A 16,924-nucleotide genomic window follows, 5' to 3' on the forward strand; every position below is an offset into this window, starting at 1 on the left:
CTGGCGAGAGTGGGCTCAGCGGGTGAAGCGGAACAGGTTGTAGCCACCGAGCTGTTCGGGCACCAGCAACACGAATCCATCGTACGAATTGCGCACCACGCCGACCACGTCGGACTCGCGCGCGGCGGCTTGCTCCAACCCGCTGTAGCCGACCTGCGGGTCGTCGTTCACCGAAGCGCCGCCGACGAACACCAGCTGCCTGTCGTCCAGACGCTGCAGGTAGCCGCTGATGCGCTGCGAGCCGCTGGTCTTCTCCAGGAACAGGCCCTTGGGCGTCTGCCGCACCGAGCACTTGAAGTTCGGGTAGCCGTACAGCGCTTGTGCTTCGAGCTGCACCGAGCGGCACTTCCAGTTGCCGGTGAGGGCGGCGTCGGCAAGCGGTTCCGGGTCTTCCAGCACGATGCGGTAGAGGTTCAGCGCTTCGTTGCGGGTGGTTTCGTCCTCGCTCTGCTGGAGCTGGTCGAGCAGTTGCTTGACCTGCGCGTCGAGGGTGGTCAGGCGCTGCTGGTCGGCGGCGTTGACCGCGGCCGGCCAGACGACGGCGACCTCTTCGGCGAAGGCCAGCGGGGAGAGCAGCAGGCCGGTGGCTAGAAGGGCGGCACTGAGGGAGCAGCGTTTGGACATCATGTGCATTCCATTGCGAGGTGGGGGCCCGCGGTTTTCGCCGCGGGCGAGGGGCTCAGGGGGCTGGCGGCGTCTCGACGGGTGGCGCGACGGGCGCCTCGCGTTCGTGGACCCAGGACATGAACAGCTCGTAGCCCAGCGCCAGCACCACCGGGCCGACGAACAGGCCGATGATGCCGTTGCTGAGCATGCCGCCCAGGGCGCCGATGAGGATCACCGCCATCGGCACCTTGCTGCCGCGGCCGAACATCAGCGGCTTGAGCACGTTGTCGGAGAGCCCGCCGGCCACCGTCCAGACGGTGAACAGGATGGACACCAGCAGCGAATCGTTGGTCATGAACACATAGGCCACTGCAGGCAGGGTGATCAGCACCACCGGCAGCTGGGTGATGCCCAGCAGCAGCACACCCAGAGCCAGCAGGCCGGCGCCGGGGATGCCCATGACGATGAAGCCCAGGCCGAGGATCAGCGTCTGGATGAAGGCCACGCCCACCACGCCCTGGGCCACCGCGCGGATGGTCGCGGTGCACAGTGCGGCCAGGCCGGGCCCACGGTCCGGGCCGGAGATGCGCACGGCGATATCGCAGGACGTCTGACTGCCCAATTTGCCGTAAGCCATGATCACTCCGGCGATGACGAAGGCGGCGAGGAACTGCATCAGCCCCATGCCGACGCCCGCCGCTTGCCCGGCGACCTTCTTCGCCACGCCCTGCAGGTGCGGCGCCAGTTGCTGCGCGACGCCCATGAAGTCGGTGGCGACGCGGTGCCAGAAGGGATAGACGTACTGCCCGATCACCGGCCAGTTCTGCACCGAGTCCGGCGGCAGCGGAACCTGCAGGGTGCGGTTCTGGATGGCGTGTACCAGGTCGCGCACCGAATCGGCCATGGACAAGCCGATCACCACCACCGGCACCAGCAGGATCACCAGGCCCAGCACCACGATCAGGCTCGCGGCGCTGTTCGGGCGCTCGCCCAGCCAGCCGCTGAGCAACTGGTGCATGGGGTAGAGGGTAATGGCGAGGATCACCGACCAGAGCATCAGGTCGAGGAAAGGATGGAAGATGCGGAAGCAGAAAACGGCCAGCAACAGGATCAGGCCGGCGCGGATCAGCACATCGAGCAGGTTGCGCGACAGCAGCTTTTCCGGAGAGGGCAGCATGGGGTGCTCCTTGCGAGTGGCCTGGGATAGGCCAAGTCCTGACTATGGGCGGACTCTGCCCGAGTGCAAGGCGCGCAGGCAATACGGGATCGGCGGAATTGCGGAGGCTTTGGTGTAAAGCGGGGTAGCAGGGAGGGGGAACGCAGGACGGGTGAAGCGGAGGAGGCGGGCAGCCTGCCGGGAGCCGGCAGGCTTGCCTGCAGGTATTACTTCTTGCCGAGGCTGATGTGGCGGCTCGGTGCGCCGTAGTTCTGACCGGTCACGCCCTTGGCGATCTGCTGGATCTCACCGCCGGAGTTCAGGAAGGCCGCGATCTGGGCTTCCAGAGCTTCGCTGGTCGCGGTAGCGGCGGGGGCCTTGGGGGCTGCTTTCTGGCGGGTGGAGGGCTTGGTAGTCATATCTGCCATACCTGTCTGCGCAAATTGGCCGCCCATTGTACATCAAACGAGCACCTTTCGGGGCGGTTATGGAACGAACGGTCCCATTGCTTTGCCTGAATCGTCCTTCGCGCGGCGCGCTGCGGCGGTGCTACCCTCTGCCCATTCCGGCCGTTCAGAGCCCGCCATGTCCCTGTTGTCGTCCCGCCAGCGCAATGCCCTGCGCCTGGCTCGTTCGTTTCTCGCTCCTTACCGCTGGCGGGCCCTTGGCGCCTTGCTGGCGCTGCTGTTCACCGCCGCCATCACCCTGTCCCTGGGGCAGGGCATCCGCCTGCTGGTGGACCAGGGCTTCATCACCCAGTCCGAGCCGTTGCTGACCCGCGCCATCGGCATCTTTTTCCTGCTGGTGCTGTGTCTGGCGGTAGGCACCTTCGTGCGCTTCTACCTGGTGTCGTGGATCGGCGAGCGCTTCGTCGCCGACATCCGCCAGCGGGTGTTCGACCATCTGATCGAGCTGCACCCCGGCTTTTACGAGAACAACCGTTCTTCAGAGATCCAGTCGCGCCTGACCGCCGACACCACGCTGCTGCAGTCGGTGATCGGTTCTTCGCTGTCCATGGCGCTGCGCAACGTGCTGATGCTGCTGGGCGGGGTGATCCTGATGTTCTTCACCAACGCCAAGCTGACCAGCATCGTGGTCGCCTCGCTGCCGCTGGTGATCGCGCCGATCCTGCTGTTCGGCCGCCGCGTGCGTAGCCTGTCGCGGCTCAGCCAGGACCGCGTGGCAGACGTCGGCAGCTATGTCGGCGAGTCCCTCGGCCAGATCAAGACGGTGCAGGCCTACAACCACCAGGCGCAGGACCGGGCACGCTTCGGCCGCACGGTGGAGGACGCCTTCGACACCGCGCGCAAGCGCATCATGCAGCGCTCCTGGCTGGTCAGCGTGGTGATCCTGCTGGTGCTCGGCGCTGTCGGCGTGATGCTCTGGGTCGGCGGCATGGACGTGATCGCCGGGCGCATCAGCCCCGGCGACCTGGCGGCGTTCGTGTTCTACAGCCTGATCGTCGGCATGGCCTTCGGCACGCTGAGCGAAGTGATCGGGGAACTGCAGCGCGCGGCCGGTGCCGCCGAGCGCATCGCCGAACTGCTGCGCGCGCGCAGTGAAATCCATGCCCCGGCCAGCGACCTGCTGCACCTGCCGGAGCGCATCGTCGGCAGCATCGACCTGCAGGGCGTGCGTTTCGCCTATCCGTCGCGCCCGGAGCAGTGGGCCATCGATGGCATCGACCTGCGCGTGGAACCCGGCGAGACCCTGGCGCTGGTCGGCCCGTCGGGCGCCGGCAAGTCCACTCTGTTCGACCTGTTGCTGCGCTTCTACGATCCGCAGCAGGGGCGCGTCCTGATCGACGGCCAGCCCATCGCCCAGCTCGACCCGACGGACTTGCGTCGCAGCTTCGCGCTGGTGTCGCAGAACCCGGCGCTGTTCTTCGGCACGGTGGAGGAGAACATCCGCTACGGCCGCCCCGGTGCCAGTGATGCGGAAGTCGAGGCCGCCGCCCGCGCGGCCCATGCCCACGAGTTCATCCTGCGCCTGCCGCAGGGCTACCGGACGCACCTGGGCGAGAGCGGCCTGGGCTTGTCCGGCGGCCAGCGCCAGCGCCTGGCGATTGCCCGTGCGTTGCTGGTGGACGCGCCTATCCTGTTGCTCGACGAAGCCACCAGCGCGCTGGATGCCGAGAGCGAACACCTGATCCAGCAGGCACTGCCGGGACTGATGCGCGACCGGACCACGCTGGTGATCGCTCACCGCCTGGCCACCGTGCTCAATGCCGACCGCATTGCGGTGATCGAGCACGGTCGCCTGGTGGCGCTGGGGCGGCACGCTGAGTTGGTGGCCAGCAATCCGCTGTATGCGCGTCTGGCGGAGCTTCAGTTCGGCCAGGCGGAACACCTGTAGGGGCGGGCCATGCCCGCGATGCGCGTCGATGGCGCGCGACCGATCCGGCAACCGGCGGCAGCCATAACGCGCCAATGCGCGTAGAATGCCCGCCCCGTTCACGAGGTAAGCGTCATGGCAGTCATAGGTCGGTTCAATTCGTTGCAGGTGGCCAAGCACACCGATTTCGGTCTCTACCTGGATGGAGAGAGCCACGGCGAAATCCTCCTGCCCAAGCGCTACGTGCCGAAGAACGAACCTACCGAAGTGGGTGACTGGCTCAACGTGTTCATTTACCTGGACAGCGAAGATCGCCTGATTGCCACCACCCAGAAGCCCAAGGTGCAGGTCGGCGGCTTCGCCAGCCTCAAGGTGGTGGAGGTCAACCGTGTCGGCCTGTTCCTCGACTGGGGCCTGCCCAAGGACCTGCTCCTGCCGCACTCGGAAGAGAAGCGCCCGCTGCAGGTCGGCGACTACTGCGTGGTCTACGTCTACCTCGACGAGCGCAGCCGCCGTATCACCGCCACCGCGCGCCTGGACCGCTACCTGGACAATGTCCCGGCCAACTACAAGGCCGGCCAGCAGGTGGACCTGCTCGTCGTCGAACGCACGGACCTTGGCTATAAGGCCATCATCGACGGCAAGCACTGGGGCCTGATCCACAAGAACGAAGTCTTCAAGTTCATGCGCAACGGCCTGCGCGAGACCGGTTACATCAAGGAAATGCGCGCCGACGGCAAGATCAGCCTGAGCCTGCAGCCCGCCGGCGCCGGCCTTTCCGATGCGCTGAGCGAGCAGATCCTCAAGGCCCTGCGCGAGGCCGGCGGCCAGCTGGCGCTCAGCGACAAGAGCCCGCCGGACCTGATCGCGCAGCAGTTCGGCGTCAGCAAGGGCAACTTCAAGAAGGCCATCGGCGGGCTGTTCAAGCAGGGCCTGATCGTCATCCACGACGACGGTATCGAATTGGTCTGACGGCTCAGCCGCGCCCGCGGACGATGGATTCGGCCACCGCGCAACGCGGTTCGGCCGGGGCCAGCGAGCCCATGCGCTGCAGGTCGACCGGCGTGCCCGGTTCGGCCTTCAGCCGACGACGCAGGTCGTCGAACACCCGGTCATGTTCTCTGCGAAAGCGCAGCACCGGCCCGCGGCAGACCCGCAGGCCGTGGCGGCGCAGGATGCGCGTGGCGCTGCCGGCGAAATTGAAGGCAAGGTCGCCGGGCAGGTCGAAGCCGTCCTTGAACGGCTGGCCGTCGATCTCGCCGTCCAGCTCGAACTTCACCAGCGCATCCCGGCTGGCGGCGTTCTCCACCGTATAGCTCAGGCGGATGCGGTACTGCTGGCGGTCGAGGCCGGTGCTGGAATGGATAGTGACCTCGGTAGGCGTGCTCATTCTCTTCTCCTGAAGTCAGCCATTGCTCCTGGAAAGCAAAAGCCCGCGGCCTGGGCCGCGGGCATCGGCGCCGAACCTCAGAGGCTCAGCTGACCCGCATACAGACCGTAGCCGGCGGCCAGGGTCGCGGCCAGCAGGAGGGCGAAGATCAGCCATTCCGCCTTGCTGAACACGCGCTCGCCACGCTCGCGCTTGGCCATGATGAACAGCACCACGCCCGGTGTGTAGAGCAGCGCCGAGAGGAGCAGGTGGTCCATGCCGCCGGCGTACACCAGCCACAGGCTGTAGATGAGGGCGATGGCACCGATTACCAGGTCCTTGCGGCGCTCGCGCAGCAGGCCTTGGTAGCCTTCCCCGCGCAGGCTCAGCAGTACGGCATAGCCGGCGGAGAACAGGTAGGGCAGCAGTGCCATGGACGCGGCCAGGTACACCAGGCTGGTGTAGGTGCTCGCGGCAAACAGGGTGACCACCAGGAACACCTGCACCGTGGCGTTGCTCATCCACAGCGCGTTCACCGGCACGTCCTTGTCGTTCTCGCGGGCGAGGAACTTCGGCAGGGTGTGGTCGTGGGCGGCGGCGTACATGATCTCCGCGCTGAGCAGGATCCACGCCAGAAGCGCGCCGAACAGCGAGACGACGAGCCCGGAGATGATCAGCACCGCGCCCCAGTGGCCCACCACGTGTTCCAGCACGTAGGCCATGGACGGGTTGGGCAGGCCAGCCAGTTGCGCCTGGCTCATCATGCCCATGGACAGCACGTTCACCAGAACCAGCAGCGCCATCACCGAGACGAAGCCGATTACCGTGGCGGTACCGACGTCCGAGCGCTTCTTCGCGTGGCCGGAATACAGGTTGGCGCCCTCGATGCCGATGAACACCCAGACGGTGATCAGCATCATGTTGCGCACCTGGCTCATCACGCTGTCGAAATCGACGTGGCCATGCCCCCAGAAGTCGGCGGTGAACAGGTCCATGTCGAACGCCACCAGGCCGATCAGGATGAACAGCACGATGGGCACGACCTTGGCGACCGTGGTGACCTGGTTGATGAAGGCCGCTTGCTTGATTCCGCGCAGAATCAGGAAGTGCAGGCCCCACAGCAGCAGGGACGAGCAGGCGAAGGCGATGACCGTGTTGCCCTCGCCGAACACCGGGAAGAAGTAGCCCAGTGCGCTGAAAATCAGCACGAAGTAGCTGACGTTGCCGAGCATGGAGCTGATCCAGTAGCCCCAGGCCGAGTTGAAGCCGATGTAGTCGCCGAAGCCGGCCTTGGCGTAGGCGTAGACGCCTGCGTCCAGTTCCGGCTTGCGGGTGGACAGGCTCTGGAAGACGAAGGCGAGCATCAGCATGCCGATACCGCTGATGGCCCAGCCGATCAGTACGGCGCCGGGGCTGGCACTTTTCGCGACGTTCTGCGGCAGCGAAAAGATGCCGCCGCCGATCATGGAGCCGACCACCAGGGCGGTGAGCGCGGCCAGGCCGAGTTTCTGGTTGGGCGATGAAGACATGTCCCAGCCTCCTGAGTAATGGGGAACTCGAATAGTTTCGAGTTCGACCGGAGGCGCGCGGCTGACATGTATCAATAGCAAGCTAACGGTTTCTGAATGATTCCTGAACGGCAGCCATTATCGTCCTGCCGACAGTGCTCTGCGCGGCGCACAACTGCCAGGCCGCTGGCCGCACGGGCGCGGAGAGGGTCCGCATAACCACCGGCGCGCGGCCGGTGCGCATCACATCATGTGGCGGAAGCGGTTCCAGGCCTGCTCGATGGAGAGCCACCAGGCCGGCATGGCGCTGCCGAAGCCGGCGATCTCCAGGCGCGGGTGGTGGCGCACCACCATGTCCAGCACCGGTTCCTGCTCGGGCTTCACGTCGACGAAGAACACGTGGCGGCCTTCATGCAGGTTGTCCTGGAAGCGGCGTACGTCGCCGCTGGGGCGCTGCAGGCCGAAGAAGCTGCTTTCCCAAAGGCTGAAGCCCAGCAGCACCGCGGCGAGGAAGAGCACCGGAATCCAGCCGGCCGCCGTCTGCGTCCAGCCGCTCAGGTAGCCGACCACCAGTACCAGCACGGCCAGCGCGGCACCGATCATCAGGCCGATCTTGCCCCAGTGCACCACGTCCTTCTTCATCATCGAGGGCACTTCGTGAAGGCGGTGCTCCTGCAGTTCCGCGTCGCTGTCGCTGAGCACATGCATCTGTTCGATGCCGATGCCGCTTTCGGAGAGTTCCTGCTCGACCTGCTCCAGGTCGTCCAGGTTGTCGCTGATGTAGTAATGCCTGTTCATGACGAACCTCATGCCCCTCGGAATGAAAGTTCCCCCCAGGGTCCGACCGCCATCTGCCGTGAAATTCGGCAAATATCCGTCGTTCGATGGTTGTCGTCGCAGATCAGTCTACCACCGCGGCGCTGCGGGCTCCGGGGCACTGCCCGGCGGTCGCGGGCTTGCCAGACCGGTTGCAGGGGCCGAGGATGCAGCTCTCATTGGAAGCATGCCGCTTTCACGCAACGGCGAACGAGGCCGAGATGATCCGCGAGATTCTCAAGATGGGCGACGAGCGCCTGCTGCGCATCGCCCCACCGGTGCCCGAGTCGATGATCGGCAGCGCCGAGCTGCAGCAACTGATCGATGACATGTTCGAGACCATGCACCACGTCGGCGGCGTCGGTCTGGCCGCGCCGCAGATCGGTGTCGACCTGCAACTGGTGATCTTCGGCTTCGAGCGCAGCGAGCGCTATCCGGACGCGCCAGCGGTGCCGCCGACCATCCTGCTCAACCCGGTGATCACGCCCATCGGCGATGAGCTGGAGGAGGGCTGGGAAGGCTGCCTGTCGGTGCCGGGCCTGCGCGGTGCGGTGAACCGCCATCAGCGCATCCGCTACCAGGGCGTCGACCCGCAGGGGCAGCCTATCGACCGCACTGTGGACGGATTCCACGCCCGCGTGGTGCAGCACGAGTGCGACCACCTGATCGGCCGCCTGTACCCGTCGCGCATTACCGATTTCACCAAGTTCGGCTTTACCGAGGTGCTGTTCCCGGGGCTCGATCCGGGCGCGGATGACTGATCAGGCACGAATCGAGTCAGGGGCAGGCGCAGGATTCTAACTGCGGGAGCGGCGGCGTTCAGTCTTCCTCGTCGAGCTGGTAGCGCGTCGGCACCAGGCTCTCCTTGATCTTGCGCAGGTGCGGCTGGAAGTCCACGCCACGGCGCAGGGTCACGCCGGTGGCGAGCACGTCGAGTACGGTCAGCTGGATGATCCGCGAAGTCATCGGCATATAGATGTCGGTGTCCTCCGGCAGCGGGATGTCCAGGCTCAGGGTGCTGGCGCGAGCCAGCGGCGAGTCGGCGGCGGTCAGGCCGAGCACCGAGGCGCCGTTCTGCCGCGCTAGGTGCGCCACGTCCACCAGCTCGCGTGTGCGACCGGTGTAGGAAATCACCACGAACAGGTCGCCGGTGTGCGCCACCGAGGCGATCATTCGCTGCATCAGCACATCGCTCTGCGCCGACACCGCCAGGTTGAAGCGGAAGAACTTGTGCTGCGCGTCCAGCGCCACGGAGCTGGACGCGCCGAGGCCGAAGAAGTGAATCTGCCGGGCCTGGATCAACAGGTCCACGGCGCGGTCGATCAGCTTCGGGTCGAGTACCTTGTGGGCGCTGTCCAGCGAGGCGATGGTGCTGCTGAAGATCTTGCGCGTGTAGGCCTCGGGGCCGTCGTCGGCGGCCACCGCCTGGGTCACGAAGGCCGCGCCGCTGGCCAGGCTCTGGGCCAGCTGGATCTTCAGCTCCGGGTAGCCGCTCATGCCGAAGGAACGGCAGAAGCGGTTCACCGTCGGCTCGCTGACGCTGGAGGCCTGGGCCAGCGCGGCGATGCTGAAGCGCGTGGCCTGCTGCGGATCGCGCAGGATCACTTCGGCGACCTTGCGCTCGGCCTTGTTCAGCTCTTCCAGACGGCTCTGGATCTGCTCCAGCAGGTTTTTCATCCGTGCTCCTTGGGCAATCGACGGTTGGCCGGGTAGGTGCGGCTAGCGGCGCTATCCTAACGTCAGGCCGGCAGGCGACCAACAACGGCGCGAAGCGGCAAAAATATGTTGTTTAATTACTACATATTTGTCTTAATGCCGGCGTAGAAGGCTAACTATCGTCCAAAATTTGGTTGGTAACAACAAATGCCTGAAGTCCGTGTTCTGCCCTGCACCCTCGCGTTGTTCGGCGCCCTGGGTGATCTCGCCCTGCGCAAGCTGCTGCCGGCGCTCTACCAGCTCGACCGTGAAGACCTGCTGCACCGCGACACCCGCATTCTCGCGCTGGCCCGCGACGACGGCGCCAGCGAAGCCCCCCTGGCGACCATTGAGAGCCGCCTGCGCCAGGCCGTGCCGGCGAAGGAGTGGGACGAAGCCGTCTGGGCCCGCTTCCAGGCGCGCCTGCATCACCTGAGCATGGATTTCCTCGATGCCGGTTCCTACCAGGCGCTGGCTGAGCTGGTGGGTGACGAGAAGACCCTGGTCGCCTACTTCGCTACCGCCGCCTCGGTATTCGGCGGTATCTGCGAGAACCTTGCCGCCGCCGGCCTCGCCGAGCGCACCCGGGTAGTTCTGGAAAAGCCCATCGGCCACGACCTGGAATCGTCCCGCGCGGTGAACGACGCGGTGGCACGCTTCTTCCCGGAAAACCGCATTTACCGGATCGACCACTACCTGGGCAAGGAAACGGTGCAGAACCTCATCGCGCTGCGCTTTGCCAATAGCCTGTTCGAGACCCAGTGGAACCAGAACCACATCTCCCACGTGGAGATCACCGTGGCCGAGAAGGTCGGTATCGAAGGCCGCTGGGGTTACTTCGACAAGGCCGGCCAGCTGCGCGACATGGTGCAGAACCACCTGCTGCAACTGCTCTGCCTGATCGCCATGGACCCGCCGGCGGACCTTACCGCCGACAGCATCCGTGACGAGAAGGTGAAGGTGCTGCGCGCGCTGGAACCCATCGCCCCCGAACAGCTGGCAACCCGCGTAGTGCGTGGCCAGTACACCGCCGGCTACATCGACGGCAAGGCGGTGCCCGGCTACGTCGCCGAGGAGAACGCCAACCCCAACAGCGATGCCGAGACCTTCGTCGCCCTGCGCGTGGATATCCGCAACTGGCGCTGGTCCGGCGTGCCGTTCTACCTGCGTACCGGCAAGCGCATGCCGCAGAAGCACTCGCAGATCGTCATCCACTTCAAGGAACCGCCGCACTACATCTTCGCTCCGGAGCAGCGTTCGCTGATCAGCAACCGGCTGATCATCCGCCTTCAGCCGGACGAGGGCATTTCCCTGCAGGTGATGACCAAGGACCAGGGCCTGGGCAAGGGCATGCAACTGCGCACCGGCCCGCTGCAACTGAATTTCTCCGAAACCTTCCAGACCGCCCGGACGCCGGATGCCTACGAGCGACTGTTGCTGGAAGTCACGCAAGGCAACCAGAACCTGTTCGTCCGCAAGGATGAGATCGAGGCCGCCTGGACATGGTGCGACGGCCTTATCGACGGCTGGGGGCGCCTGGGCGAGGAGCCCAAGCCCTATCCGGCCGGAAGCTGGGGGCCGCAGGCCTCGGTTGCCCTGATCGCACGCGACGGGAGGGACTGGTATGGCGATCTTTGAACCCCAACTGGCTGAAGGCATGGCCTGGAAGACCTGGAACAACGCCGCCGAGCAGGCTCGCGGCCTGGCCGAAGCGGTAGCCGACGCGCTGCGCGAGGCATTGATCGAACGCGGCCGCGCGCTGCTGGTGGTATCCGGCGGGCGCAGCCCGGTGGCTTTCCTCGAAGCCCTGAGTGGCGCCGTGCTGGACTGGTCGAAAGTGGCCGTCAGCCTTGCCGACGAGCGCTGGGTGCCCGAGTCGCATCCGGACAGCAACGCCGGCCTGCTGCGTCGTCACCTGTTCAAGGGCGCGGCAGCCAAGGCGCAGTTCATCGGCATCTACCAGCCGGCAGCCAGCCTGGAAGAAGCGGCCGACAAGGCCGATCGTTACCTGCATGAATTGATGCTGCCCATCGATGTGCTGGTGCTGGGCATGGGCGACGATGGCCACACGGCTTCGCTGTTCCCCGGCAGCACCAATCTGGTGGAGGCGCTCGACCCGGCCGGCACCCGCCGTTGCCTGCCGATGTGGGCGCCGACCGTACCGCACCAGCGCCTGACCCTGACCCGTGCCGTGCTGCAGGGTGCGCGGGTGCAGATCCTGGCCATCCAGGGCGAGTCCAAGCTCGCTACCCTGAGCCAGGCGCTCAGCGACAACGACGACCAGCGCATGCCCATCAATGCGTTCCTGCGTTCGCCTCTTTCGATCCACTGGTGCCCCTGAGGCACGGAGTTACCGCAATGTCTGAACAACACATCCAGCAGATCGATGCCCTCGCGCAGCGTGCTCGCATCCTGCCGGTGATCACCATCGACCGCGAGGCGGACATCCTGCCCATGGCGGATGCTCTGGCAGCCGGCGGCATCACCGTTCTGGAAGTGACCTTGCGGACGTCGCTGGGCCTCACCGCGATTCGTCAGCTGAGCGAGCAGCGCCCGGAGCTGGTTGTCGGCGCCGGCACCGTGCTCGACCCGGAAACCTTCGCCCAGGCGGAAGAGGCGGGGGCGAAGTTCATCGTCACCCCCGGCTGCACCGACGAGTTGCTGCAGTACGCGCTGACCCGCCCGGTGCCGCTGCTGCCCGGCGTGGCCACCGCATCGGAAATCATGGCGGCGTACCGTCATGGCCTGCGCCGCTTCAAGCTGTTCCCGGCGAAGGTCGCCGGCGGCGTGGAAGCGCTCAAGGCGTTTGGCGGGCCGTTCCCGGAGGTCCGATTCTGCCCCACCGGCGGCGTCGGCCCGGACAACCTCAACGACTACTACCGGCTGGCCAACGTGATGTGCGTGGGCGGCAGCTGGATGCTGCCCAAGGCCGCCATCGACAGCGGCGACTGGGCCACGGTCGAGCGCCTGAGCCGCGAGGCGCTGGCGCTGCTGGACACACACTGAGCTGTCCTGATCTGGACGTGCCCGGCTTTATGCCGGGCTTTTTTATGGGCGCCGGATACCGCGGCGCACCCTGTAAGAGCGCCCCCTGGGCGCGATCGCGGGCATGGCCCGCTCCTGCAGGGTGGCTCCGGATTCAATCCACCCCGACGAACCCGCCGGTCTGGTGCCGCCATAGCCGCGCATACAGCCCTCCGTGGGCGAGCAGCTCGGCATGGCTGCCGCTCTCGACCACGCGACCGTGCTCCAGTACCACCAGGCGATCCATGCGTGCGATGGTCGAGAGGCGGTGGGCGATGGCGATCACGGTCTTGCCCTGCATCAGGGTTTCCAGGCTTTCCTGGATCGCCGCTTCCACTTCCGAATCCAGCGCCGAGGTGGCTTCGTCGAGGATCAGGATCGGCGCGTCCTTGAGCAGCACGCGGGTGATTGCGATGCGCTGGCGCTGGCCGCCGGAGAGCTTCACGCCGCGCTCGCCGACATGGGCATCGAGGCCGAAGCGGCCTTCGGCATCGCTCAGTTGCGGGATGAACTCCGAGGCGCGGGCCTTCTGGATTGCGTCCTGCAATTCGGCCTCGCCGGCGTCCGGGCGGCCGTAGAGCAGGTTGGAGCGGATCGAACGGTGCAGCAACGAGGTGTCCTGGGTGACCATGCCGATCTGCGCGCGCAGGCTCTCCTGGGTCACGTGGGCGATGTCCTGGCCGTCGATCAGGATGCGTCCGCCCTCCAGGTCGTAGAGGCGCAGCAGCAGGTTTACCAGGGTCGACTTGCCGGCGCCGGAAGGACCGACCAGGCCGATCTTTTCGCCGGGGCGCACGGTCAGCTCGAGGCCGCTGATCAGGCCGCCACCCTTGCCATAGCTGAAGTTCACCTGGTCGAAGCGCACTTCGCCGTGCTTCACCACCAGCGGCTTGGCGTCGGGCGCATCGGTCACCTGACGGGGTAGGGCGATGGTCTGCATGCCGTCCTGTACCTGGCCGACGTTCTCGAAGATGCCGCCGACCACCCACATGATCCAGCCGGACATGTTGTTGATGCGGATGACCAGGCCGGTGGCCAGGGCGATGGCGCCCACCGAGATCAGCGACTGGGTCCACAGCCACAGGGCGAGGCCTGTGGTACCGGCGATCAGCAGTCCGTTGAAGATGGTGATGGTGACGTCCATCGAGGTCACCACGCGCCCAGCGCGCTGGGCCTTGCGGGTCTGGTCGTCGATGGCTTCGCGGGCGTAGTCCTCTTCCTGGCGCGTGTGGGCGAACAGTTTGAGGGTGGTGATATTGGTGTAGCCGTCGACGATCCGGCCCATGAGTTTCGAGCGCGAATCCGAAGCGATCACCGAGCGCTGCTTCACCTGCGGGATGAAGTAGCCCAGCGCGCCGACGTAGCCGATTACCCACAGCACCAGCGGAATCATCAGGCGCCAGTCCGCCTCGGCGAACAGCACCAGCGCGCTGATGGTGTAGATGAGCACGTGCCAGATGGCGTCGACCACCTGCACGGCGGAGTCGCGCAGGGAGTTGCCGGTCTGCATGATGCGCTGGGCGATGCGCCCGGCGAAGTCGTTCTGGAAGAAGCCCAGGCTCTGCTTGAGTACATAGCGGTGGTTCTGCCAGCGAATCAGGTTGGTCATGCTGGGGTTGATGCTCTGGTGCACCAGCATGTCGTGCAGGCCGTTGAACACGGGGCGCAGCACCAGTGCCACCACGGCCATCCAGATCAGCTCGCGGCCGTGCACGGTGAAAAAGTCGGCGGGGGCGGTGCCCTGGGCGAGGTCAACGATGCGACCGAGGTAGCTGAACAGTGCGACCTCGATCAGCGCGACGATCAACCCGACGAAGAGCAGAGCGAGGAAAACCGGCCAGACCTGGCGCAGGTAGTAGACGTAGAAGCGGACGACGTCGGAGGGCGGCATGCGCTCGGGGACGTCGCGGAAGGGATCGATCAGACGCTCGAAACGACGGTAAAGCATGATGGCTCTCGGGTTGTGTCGGCGAGCCCGTCCCGGGCTCGCCTTGAATGGCCTCCGTCAGCCGTGGTTGCGCAGAATCACAGACGCTTGGCGGAGAGGATGACCACCGGGGTGGTCGGTACGTCCTGGAACATGCCTTTGTTGCCGGTCTTCACGCCGGCGATCTGGTCGACCACGCCCATGCCGCGCACGACCTTGCCGAAGACTGCGTAGCCAAAGTCGCGGGCGCCGTGGTTGAGGAAATCGTTGCCAGTCAGGTTGATGAAGAACTGGCTGGTGGCGGAGTTCACGTCGCTGGTGCGGGCCATGGCCAGGGTGCCGCGCTCATTGAGCAGGCCGTTGTCGGCCTCGTTCTTGATCGGCGCCTGGGTGTCCTTCTCCTTCATGGCCTCGGTGAAACCGCCGCCCTGGATCATAAAGTTGGGGATCACGCGGTGAAAGATGGTGCCGTTGTAGAAGCCGCTATCAACATAGGACAGGTAGTTCTTCACGGAAATCGGCGCCTTATCGGCGTACAGCTCGATTTCGATTTCACCCGAGGTGGTGGACAGCAGCACGTGGGGCTTGTTGGCGTCGGCGGCGATTGCCGAGCCGGCCAGGACCAGGGAGCAGGCAGCGAGCAGGAAGCGTTTGAACAGGGTCATTTGGCGGATGTTTCCTGAAGGTTCTAGGGATGGTCGACCTGCTCGAGGAAGTCGAGCAGGGTGGTATTGAATCTTTCCGGCTGGTCCAGCGGGGTCGCGTGGCGCGAGTCCTCGATCACCACCAGGCGTGCGTTGGGCATGCGCCCGACATAGGCCTGCTTGAGCGAGACCGGGGTGTAGTCGCGGTCGGCGCTGATCACCAAGGTTGGACAGGTTATGCGCGCCAGGCGCTCCTGCACACCCCAGCCGATGATGGCGTGCAGGCTGGAGAGGTAGGCGCGCTTGTCGTTTTGCGGCCAGCGTTGCTGGATCTTGCGGCGCAGGTCGCTCTGTTCGGGCTTGGGGAAGAGCATCCTGCCCAGCGCCTTGCCTACCGTATCCAGGCCCAGCACGTGGGCGAGGAACAGCCGGCGCGCCACTTCCAGGTACTCGCGCAGGCTGCGGGGTTTCACTTCCGGGGCGCTGTTGACGATGGTCAGGCTGTTCAGCCGCTCCGGCCAGCGGGTAGCCAGTTCGAAGCCGATCATGCCGCCCATGCTGATGCCCACCAGATGCACGCGGCCAAGGCCCAGGTGATCGAGCAGGGCGATCACGTCCTCGGCGAAGGCGGCGATGCTGTAACGCTGGCGCGGTTTGTCCGACTGGCCGTGGCCGCGTACGTCGAGGGCGATCACCCGATGACGTTTCTCCAGCTCCGGCACCTGGTATTCCCAGTCGCGGGTGCTGGAACCGAGCCCATGCACCAGCAGCACCGGCGTGCCGAGTCCGCTTTCCTCGTAGTGCAGGCGATGACCGGCGTGGTCGAAGAACGGCATGACGAGCTCCTTGTTCGTGCGGGCTGTGGCTTCAGGCCGGGCTTTCCGGGGCGGCGAAATGGGCGTCGAGGGGCACGTTGGCGAAGGTGGTCAGCAGTTCCACGAGGATCTGCGTGGCCGGGCCCAGGGGCTTTTCCTTGTTCGGGTAAAGATAGAAGCGGCTCTCGCGCACGCCGCCCTGTTTCATCAGCAGCGGCTTGAGCTGCCCGTCGCGCAGTTCACGCTCGATCATGTGCCGCGGCAGCCAGGCGAAGCCCAGGCCGTTGCTGACGAAGGTGGCGGCGGTGGCGAGGCTGCCGACGGTCCAGCGTTGCTCGGCGCCGAGCCAGCCGACGTCGCGCGGTTGCAGGCGGCCGGAGTCGCGGATGACCACCTGCATCTGGGTTTCCAGGTCCTGGTGGGTGACCTCGCGTTGCAGGCGATGCAGTGGGTGATCGGGATGGGCGACAGCGACGAAGTCGACGATGGAGAGATCGGCGCCCAGGTGGCCGGGAATGTTCAGGCCACTGATGGCGAGGTCTGCGTGGCCCTGCACCAGCGCTTCCTCCACACCCGACAGCACCTCTTCGCGCAGCAGCACGCGGCAGCCGCGGCTCTGTGGCATGAAGGCCGACAGCGAACGCACCAGACGCACGGTGGGGTAGGCGGCGTCGACGACCAGGCGCACTTCCGGCTCCCAGCCCTGTTCCATGTGGTGGGCCAGTTCTTCCAGCTGGCCGGCGGATTTCACCAGTTGCCGCGAGCGGCGTAGCAGTACTTCACCGGCCTCGGTGAGCACGGCCTTGCGTCCGTCGATGCGCAGCAGCGGCACGCCGAGCTGCTCCTGCATGCGCGCCACGGTGTAGCTGATCGACGACTGCGAACGGTGCAGGGCTTCGGCCGCCTGGGCGAAGCCGCCGTGATCGACCACGGCCTGCAGGGTTCTCCACTGATCCAGGGTAACGCGGGGCGCTTTCATCCTCGCTTCCTCTTGTCTACTCTGGCGGTCCGCAGAAGACCAACAAGAGAC

General features: G+C 65.9%; 17 protein-coding genes. 6 read left to right on the forward strand and 11 right to left on the reverse strand.

What is annotated here, in order from left to right; all coding sequences use genetic code 11:
• Nucleotides 1-15: 15 nt before the first annotated feature.
• From IB256_RS04870 to IB256_RS04880, 3 genes are all read right to left on the reverse strand, one after another.
• The gene (locus IB256_RS04870) at nucleotides 16-627 is read right to left on the reverse strand and encodes a DUF4893 domain-containing protein (RefSeq protein ID WP_192401488.1); all 612 of its coding nucleotides are present in this window, start codon (nucleotides 625-627) and stop codon (nucleotides 16-18) included.
• A 52-nt stretch (nucleotides 628-679) separates the two neighbouring features.
• On the reverse strand, nucleotides 680-1,783 hold the full coding sequence (locus IB256_RS04875) for an AI-2E family transporter (protein WP_192401490.1): 1,104 nt from the start codon (nucleotides 1,781-1,783) through the stop codon (nucleotides 680-682).
• A 206-nt stretch (nucleotides 1,784-1,989) separates the two neighbouring features.
• Nucleotides 1,990-2,190 carry a hypothetical protein gene (locus IB256_RS04880; protein WP_024765957.1) on the reverse strand — a complete coding sequence of 67 codons (201 nt, stop codon included), beginning with the start codon at nucleotides 2,188-2,190 and terminating at the stop codon, nucleotides 1,990-1,992.
• 157 nt (nucleotides 2,191-2,347) lie between these two features.
• Between IB256_RS04880 and IB256_RS04885 the strand changes: the two genes are divergently transcribed.
• Nucleotides 2,348-4,117, forward strand: a complete 1,770-nt coding sequence (locus IB256_RS04885; protein ID WP_192290946.1) for an ABC transporter transmembrane domain-containing protein — start codon at nucleotides 2,348-2,350, stop codon at nucleotides 4,115-4,117.
• 114 nt (nucleotides 4,118-4,231) lie between these two features.
• On the forward strand, nucleotides 4,232-5,068 hold the full coding sequence (locus IB256_RS04890) for a S1 RNA-binding domain-containing protein (protein WP_081519323.1): 837 nt from the start codon (nucleotides 4,232-4,234) through the stop codon (nucleotides 5,066-5,068).
• A 4-nt stretch (nucleotides 5,069-5,072) separates the two neighbouring features.
• Here IB256_RS04890 and IB256_RS04895 read toward each other — a convergent pair whose 3' ends face one another.
• The 3 genes from IB256_RS04895 to IB256_RS04905 all read right to left on the reverse strand — a co-directional run bounded on the left by IB256_RS04895 (nucleotide 5,073) and on the right by IB256_RS04905 (nucleotide 7,771).
• Nucleotides 5,073-5,486, reverse strand: coding sequence for a DUF5064 family protein (locus IB256_RS04895; protein ID WP_192224217.1), 414 nt, complete (start codon nucleotides 5,484-5,486; stop codon nucleotides 5,073-5,075).
• 77 nt (nucleotides 5,487-5,563) lie between these two features.
• A complete protein-coding gene (arcD, locus tag IB256_RS04900; protein WP_192290944.1) occupies nucleotides 5,564-6,994 on the reverse strand; it encodes an arginine-ornithine antiporter in 1,431 nt (476 codons plus the stop codon).
• Between the two features lie 222 nt (nucleotides 6,995-7,216).
• Nucleotides 7,217-7,771 (reverse strand): magnesium transporter, encoded by a 555-nt coding sequence (locus IB256_RS04905; protein WP_192401492.1) that lies wholly within the window; start codon nucleotides 7,769-7,771, stop codon nucleotides 7,217-7,219.
• Nucleotides 7,772-8,010: 239 nt separating this feature from the next.
• Here IB256_RS04905 and def point away from each other — a divergent pair, with 239 nt between their 5' ends.
• The gene (gene def, locus IB256_RS04910; protein ID WP_192290940.1) at nucleotides 8,011-8,550 is read left to right on the forward strand and encodes a peptide deformylase; all 540 of its coding nucleotides are present in this window, start codon (nucleotides 8,011-8,013) and stop codon (nucleotides 8,548-8,550) included.
• Nucleotides 8,551-8,608: 58 nt separating this feature from the next.
• Here the strand turns inward: def and IB256_RS04915 are convergent, their stop codons facing one another.
• The gene (locus IB256_RS04915; RefSeq protein WP_081519328.1) at nucleotides 8,609-9,466 is read right to left on the reverse strand and encodes a MurR/RpiR family transcriptional regulator; all 858 of its coding nucleotides are present in this window, start codon (nucleotides 9,464-9,466) and stop codon (nucleotides 8,609-8,611) included.
• Nucleotides 9,467-9,652: 186 nt separating this feature from the next.
• Here IB256_RS04915 and zwf point away from each other — a divergent pair, with 186 nt between their 5' ends.
• The 3 genes from zwf to IB256_RS04930 are packed head-to-tail and all read left to right on the forward strand — an operon-like array spanning nucleotide 9,653 to nucleotide 12,490.
• Nucleotides 9,653-11,122: a glucose-6-phosphate dehydrogenase gene (gene zwf, locus IB256_RS04920; RefSeq protein ID WP_192290938.1), complete on the forward strand. Its 1,470-nt coding sequence runs from the start codon at nucleotides 9,653-9,655 to the stop codon at nucleotides 11,120-11,122.
• Nucleotides 11,109-11,825: a 6-phosphogluconolactonase gene (gene pgl, locus IB256_RS04925; protein WP_081519330.1), complete on the forward strand. Its 717-nt coding sequence runs from the start codon at nucleotides 11,109-11,111 to the stop codon at nucleotides 11,823-11,825. Before zwf ends, pgl begins: the two co-directional genes overlap by 14 nt.
• A 17-nt stretch (nucleotides 11,826-11,842) precedes the next feature.
• Nucleotides 11,843-12,490: a bifunctional 4-hydroxy-2-oxoglutarate aldolase/2-dehydro-3-deoxy-phosphogluconate aldolase gene (locus IB256_RS04930; RefSeq protein ID WP_192290936.1), complete on the forward strand. Its 648-nt coding sequence runs from the start codon at nucleotides 11,843-11,845 to the stop codon at nucleotides 12,488-12,490.
• A gap of 133 nt (nucleotides 12,491-12,623) precedes the next feature.
• Here IB256_RS04930 and IB256_RS04935 read toward each other — a convergent pair whose 3' ends face one another.
• From IB256_RS04935 to IB256_RS04950, 4 genes are all read right to left on the reverse strand, one after another.
• Nucleotides 12,624-14,456 carry an ABC transporter ATP-binding protein gene (locus tag IB256_RS04935; protein WP_192290934.1) on the reverse strand — a complete coding sequence of 611 codons (1,833 nt, stop codon included), beginning with the start codon at nucleotides 14,454-14,456 and terminating at the stop codon, nucleotides 12,624-12,626.
• Between the two features lie 77 nt (nucleotides 14,457-14,533).
• Complete coding sequence (locus tag IB256_RS04940) at nucleotides 14,534-15,094, reverse strand: peptidylprolyl isomerase (RefSeq protein WP_225601650.1); 561 nt, start codon at nucleotides 15,092-15,094, stop codon at nucleotides 14,534-14,536.
• Nucleotides 15,095-15,123: 29 nt separating this feature from the next.
• Nucleotides 15,124-15,915 (reverse strand): alpha/beta fold hydrolase, encoded by a 792-nt coding sequence (locus tag IB256_RS04945; RefSeq protein WP_151187814.1) that lies wholly within the window; start codon nucleotides 15,913-15,915, stop codon nucleotides 15,124-15,126.
• Between the two features lie 31 nt (nucleotides 15,916-15,946).
• A complete protein-coding gene (locus tag IB256_RS04950; RefSeq protein WP_081519335.1) occupies nucleotides 15,947-16,873 on the reverse strand; it encodes a LysR family transcriptional regulator in 927 nt (308 codons plus the stop codon).
• Nucleotides 16,874-16,924: the final 51 nt, after the last annotated feature.

The sequence above is a fragment of the Pseudomonas sp. PDM17 genome (assembly GCF_014851985.1).
In the GTDB taxonomy this organism is placed as follows: domain Bacteria; phylum Pseudomonadota; class Gammaproteobacteria; order Pseudomonadales; family Pseudomonadaceae; genus Pseudomonas.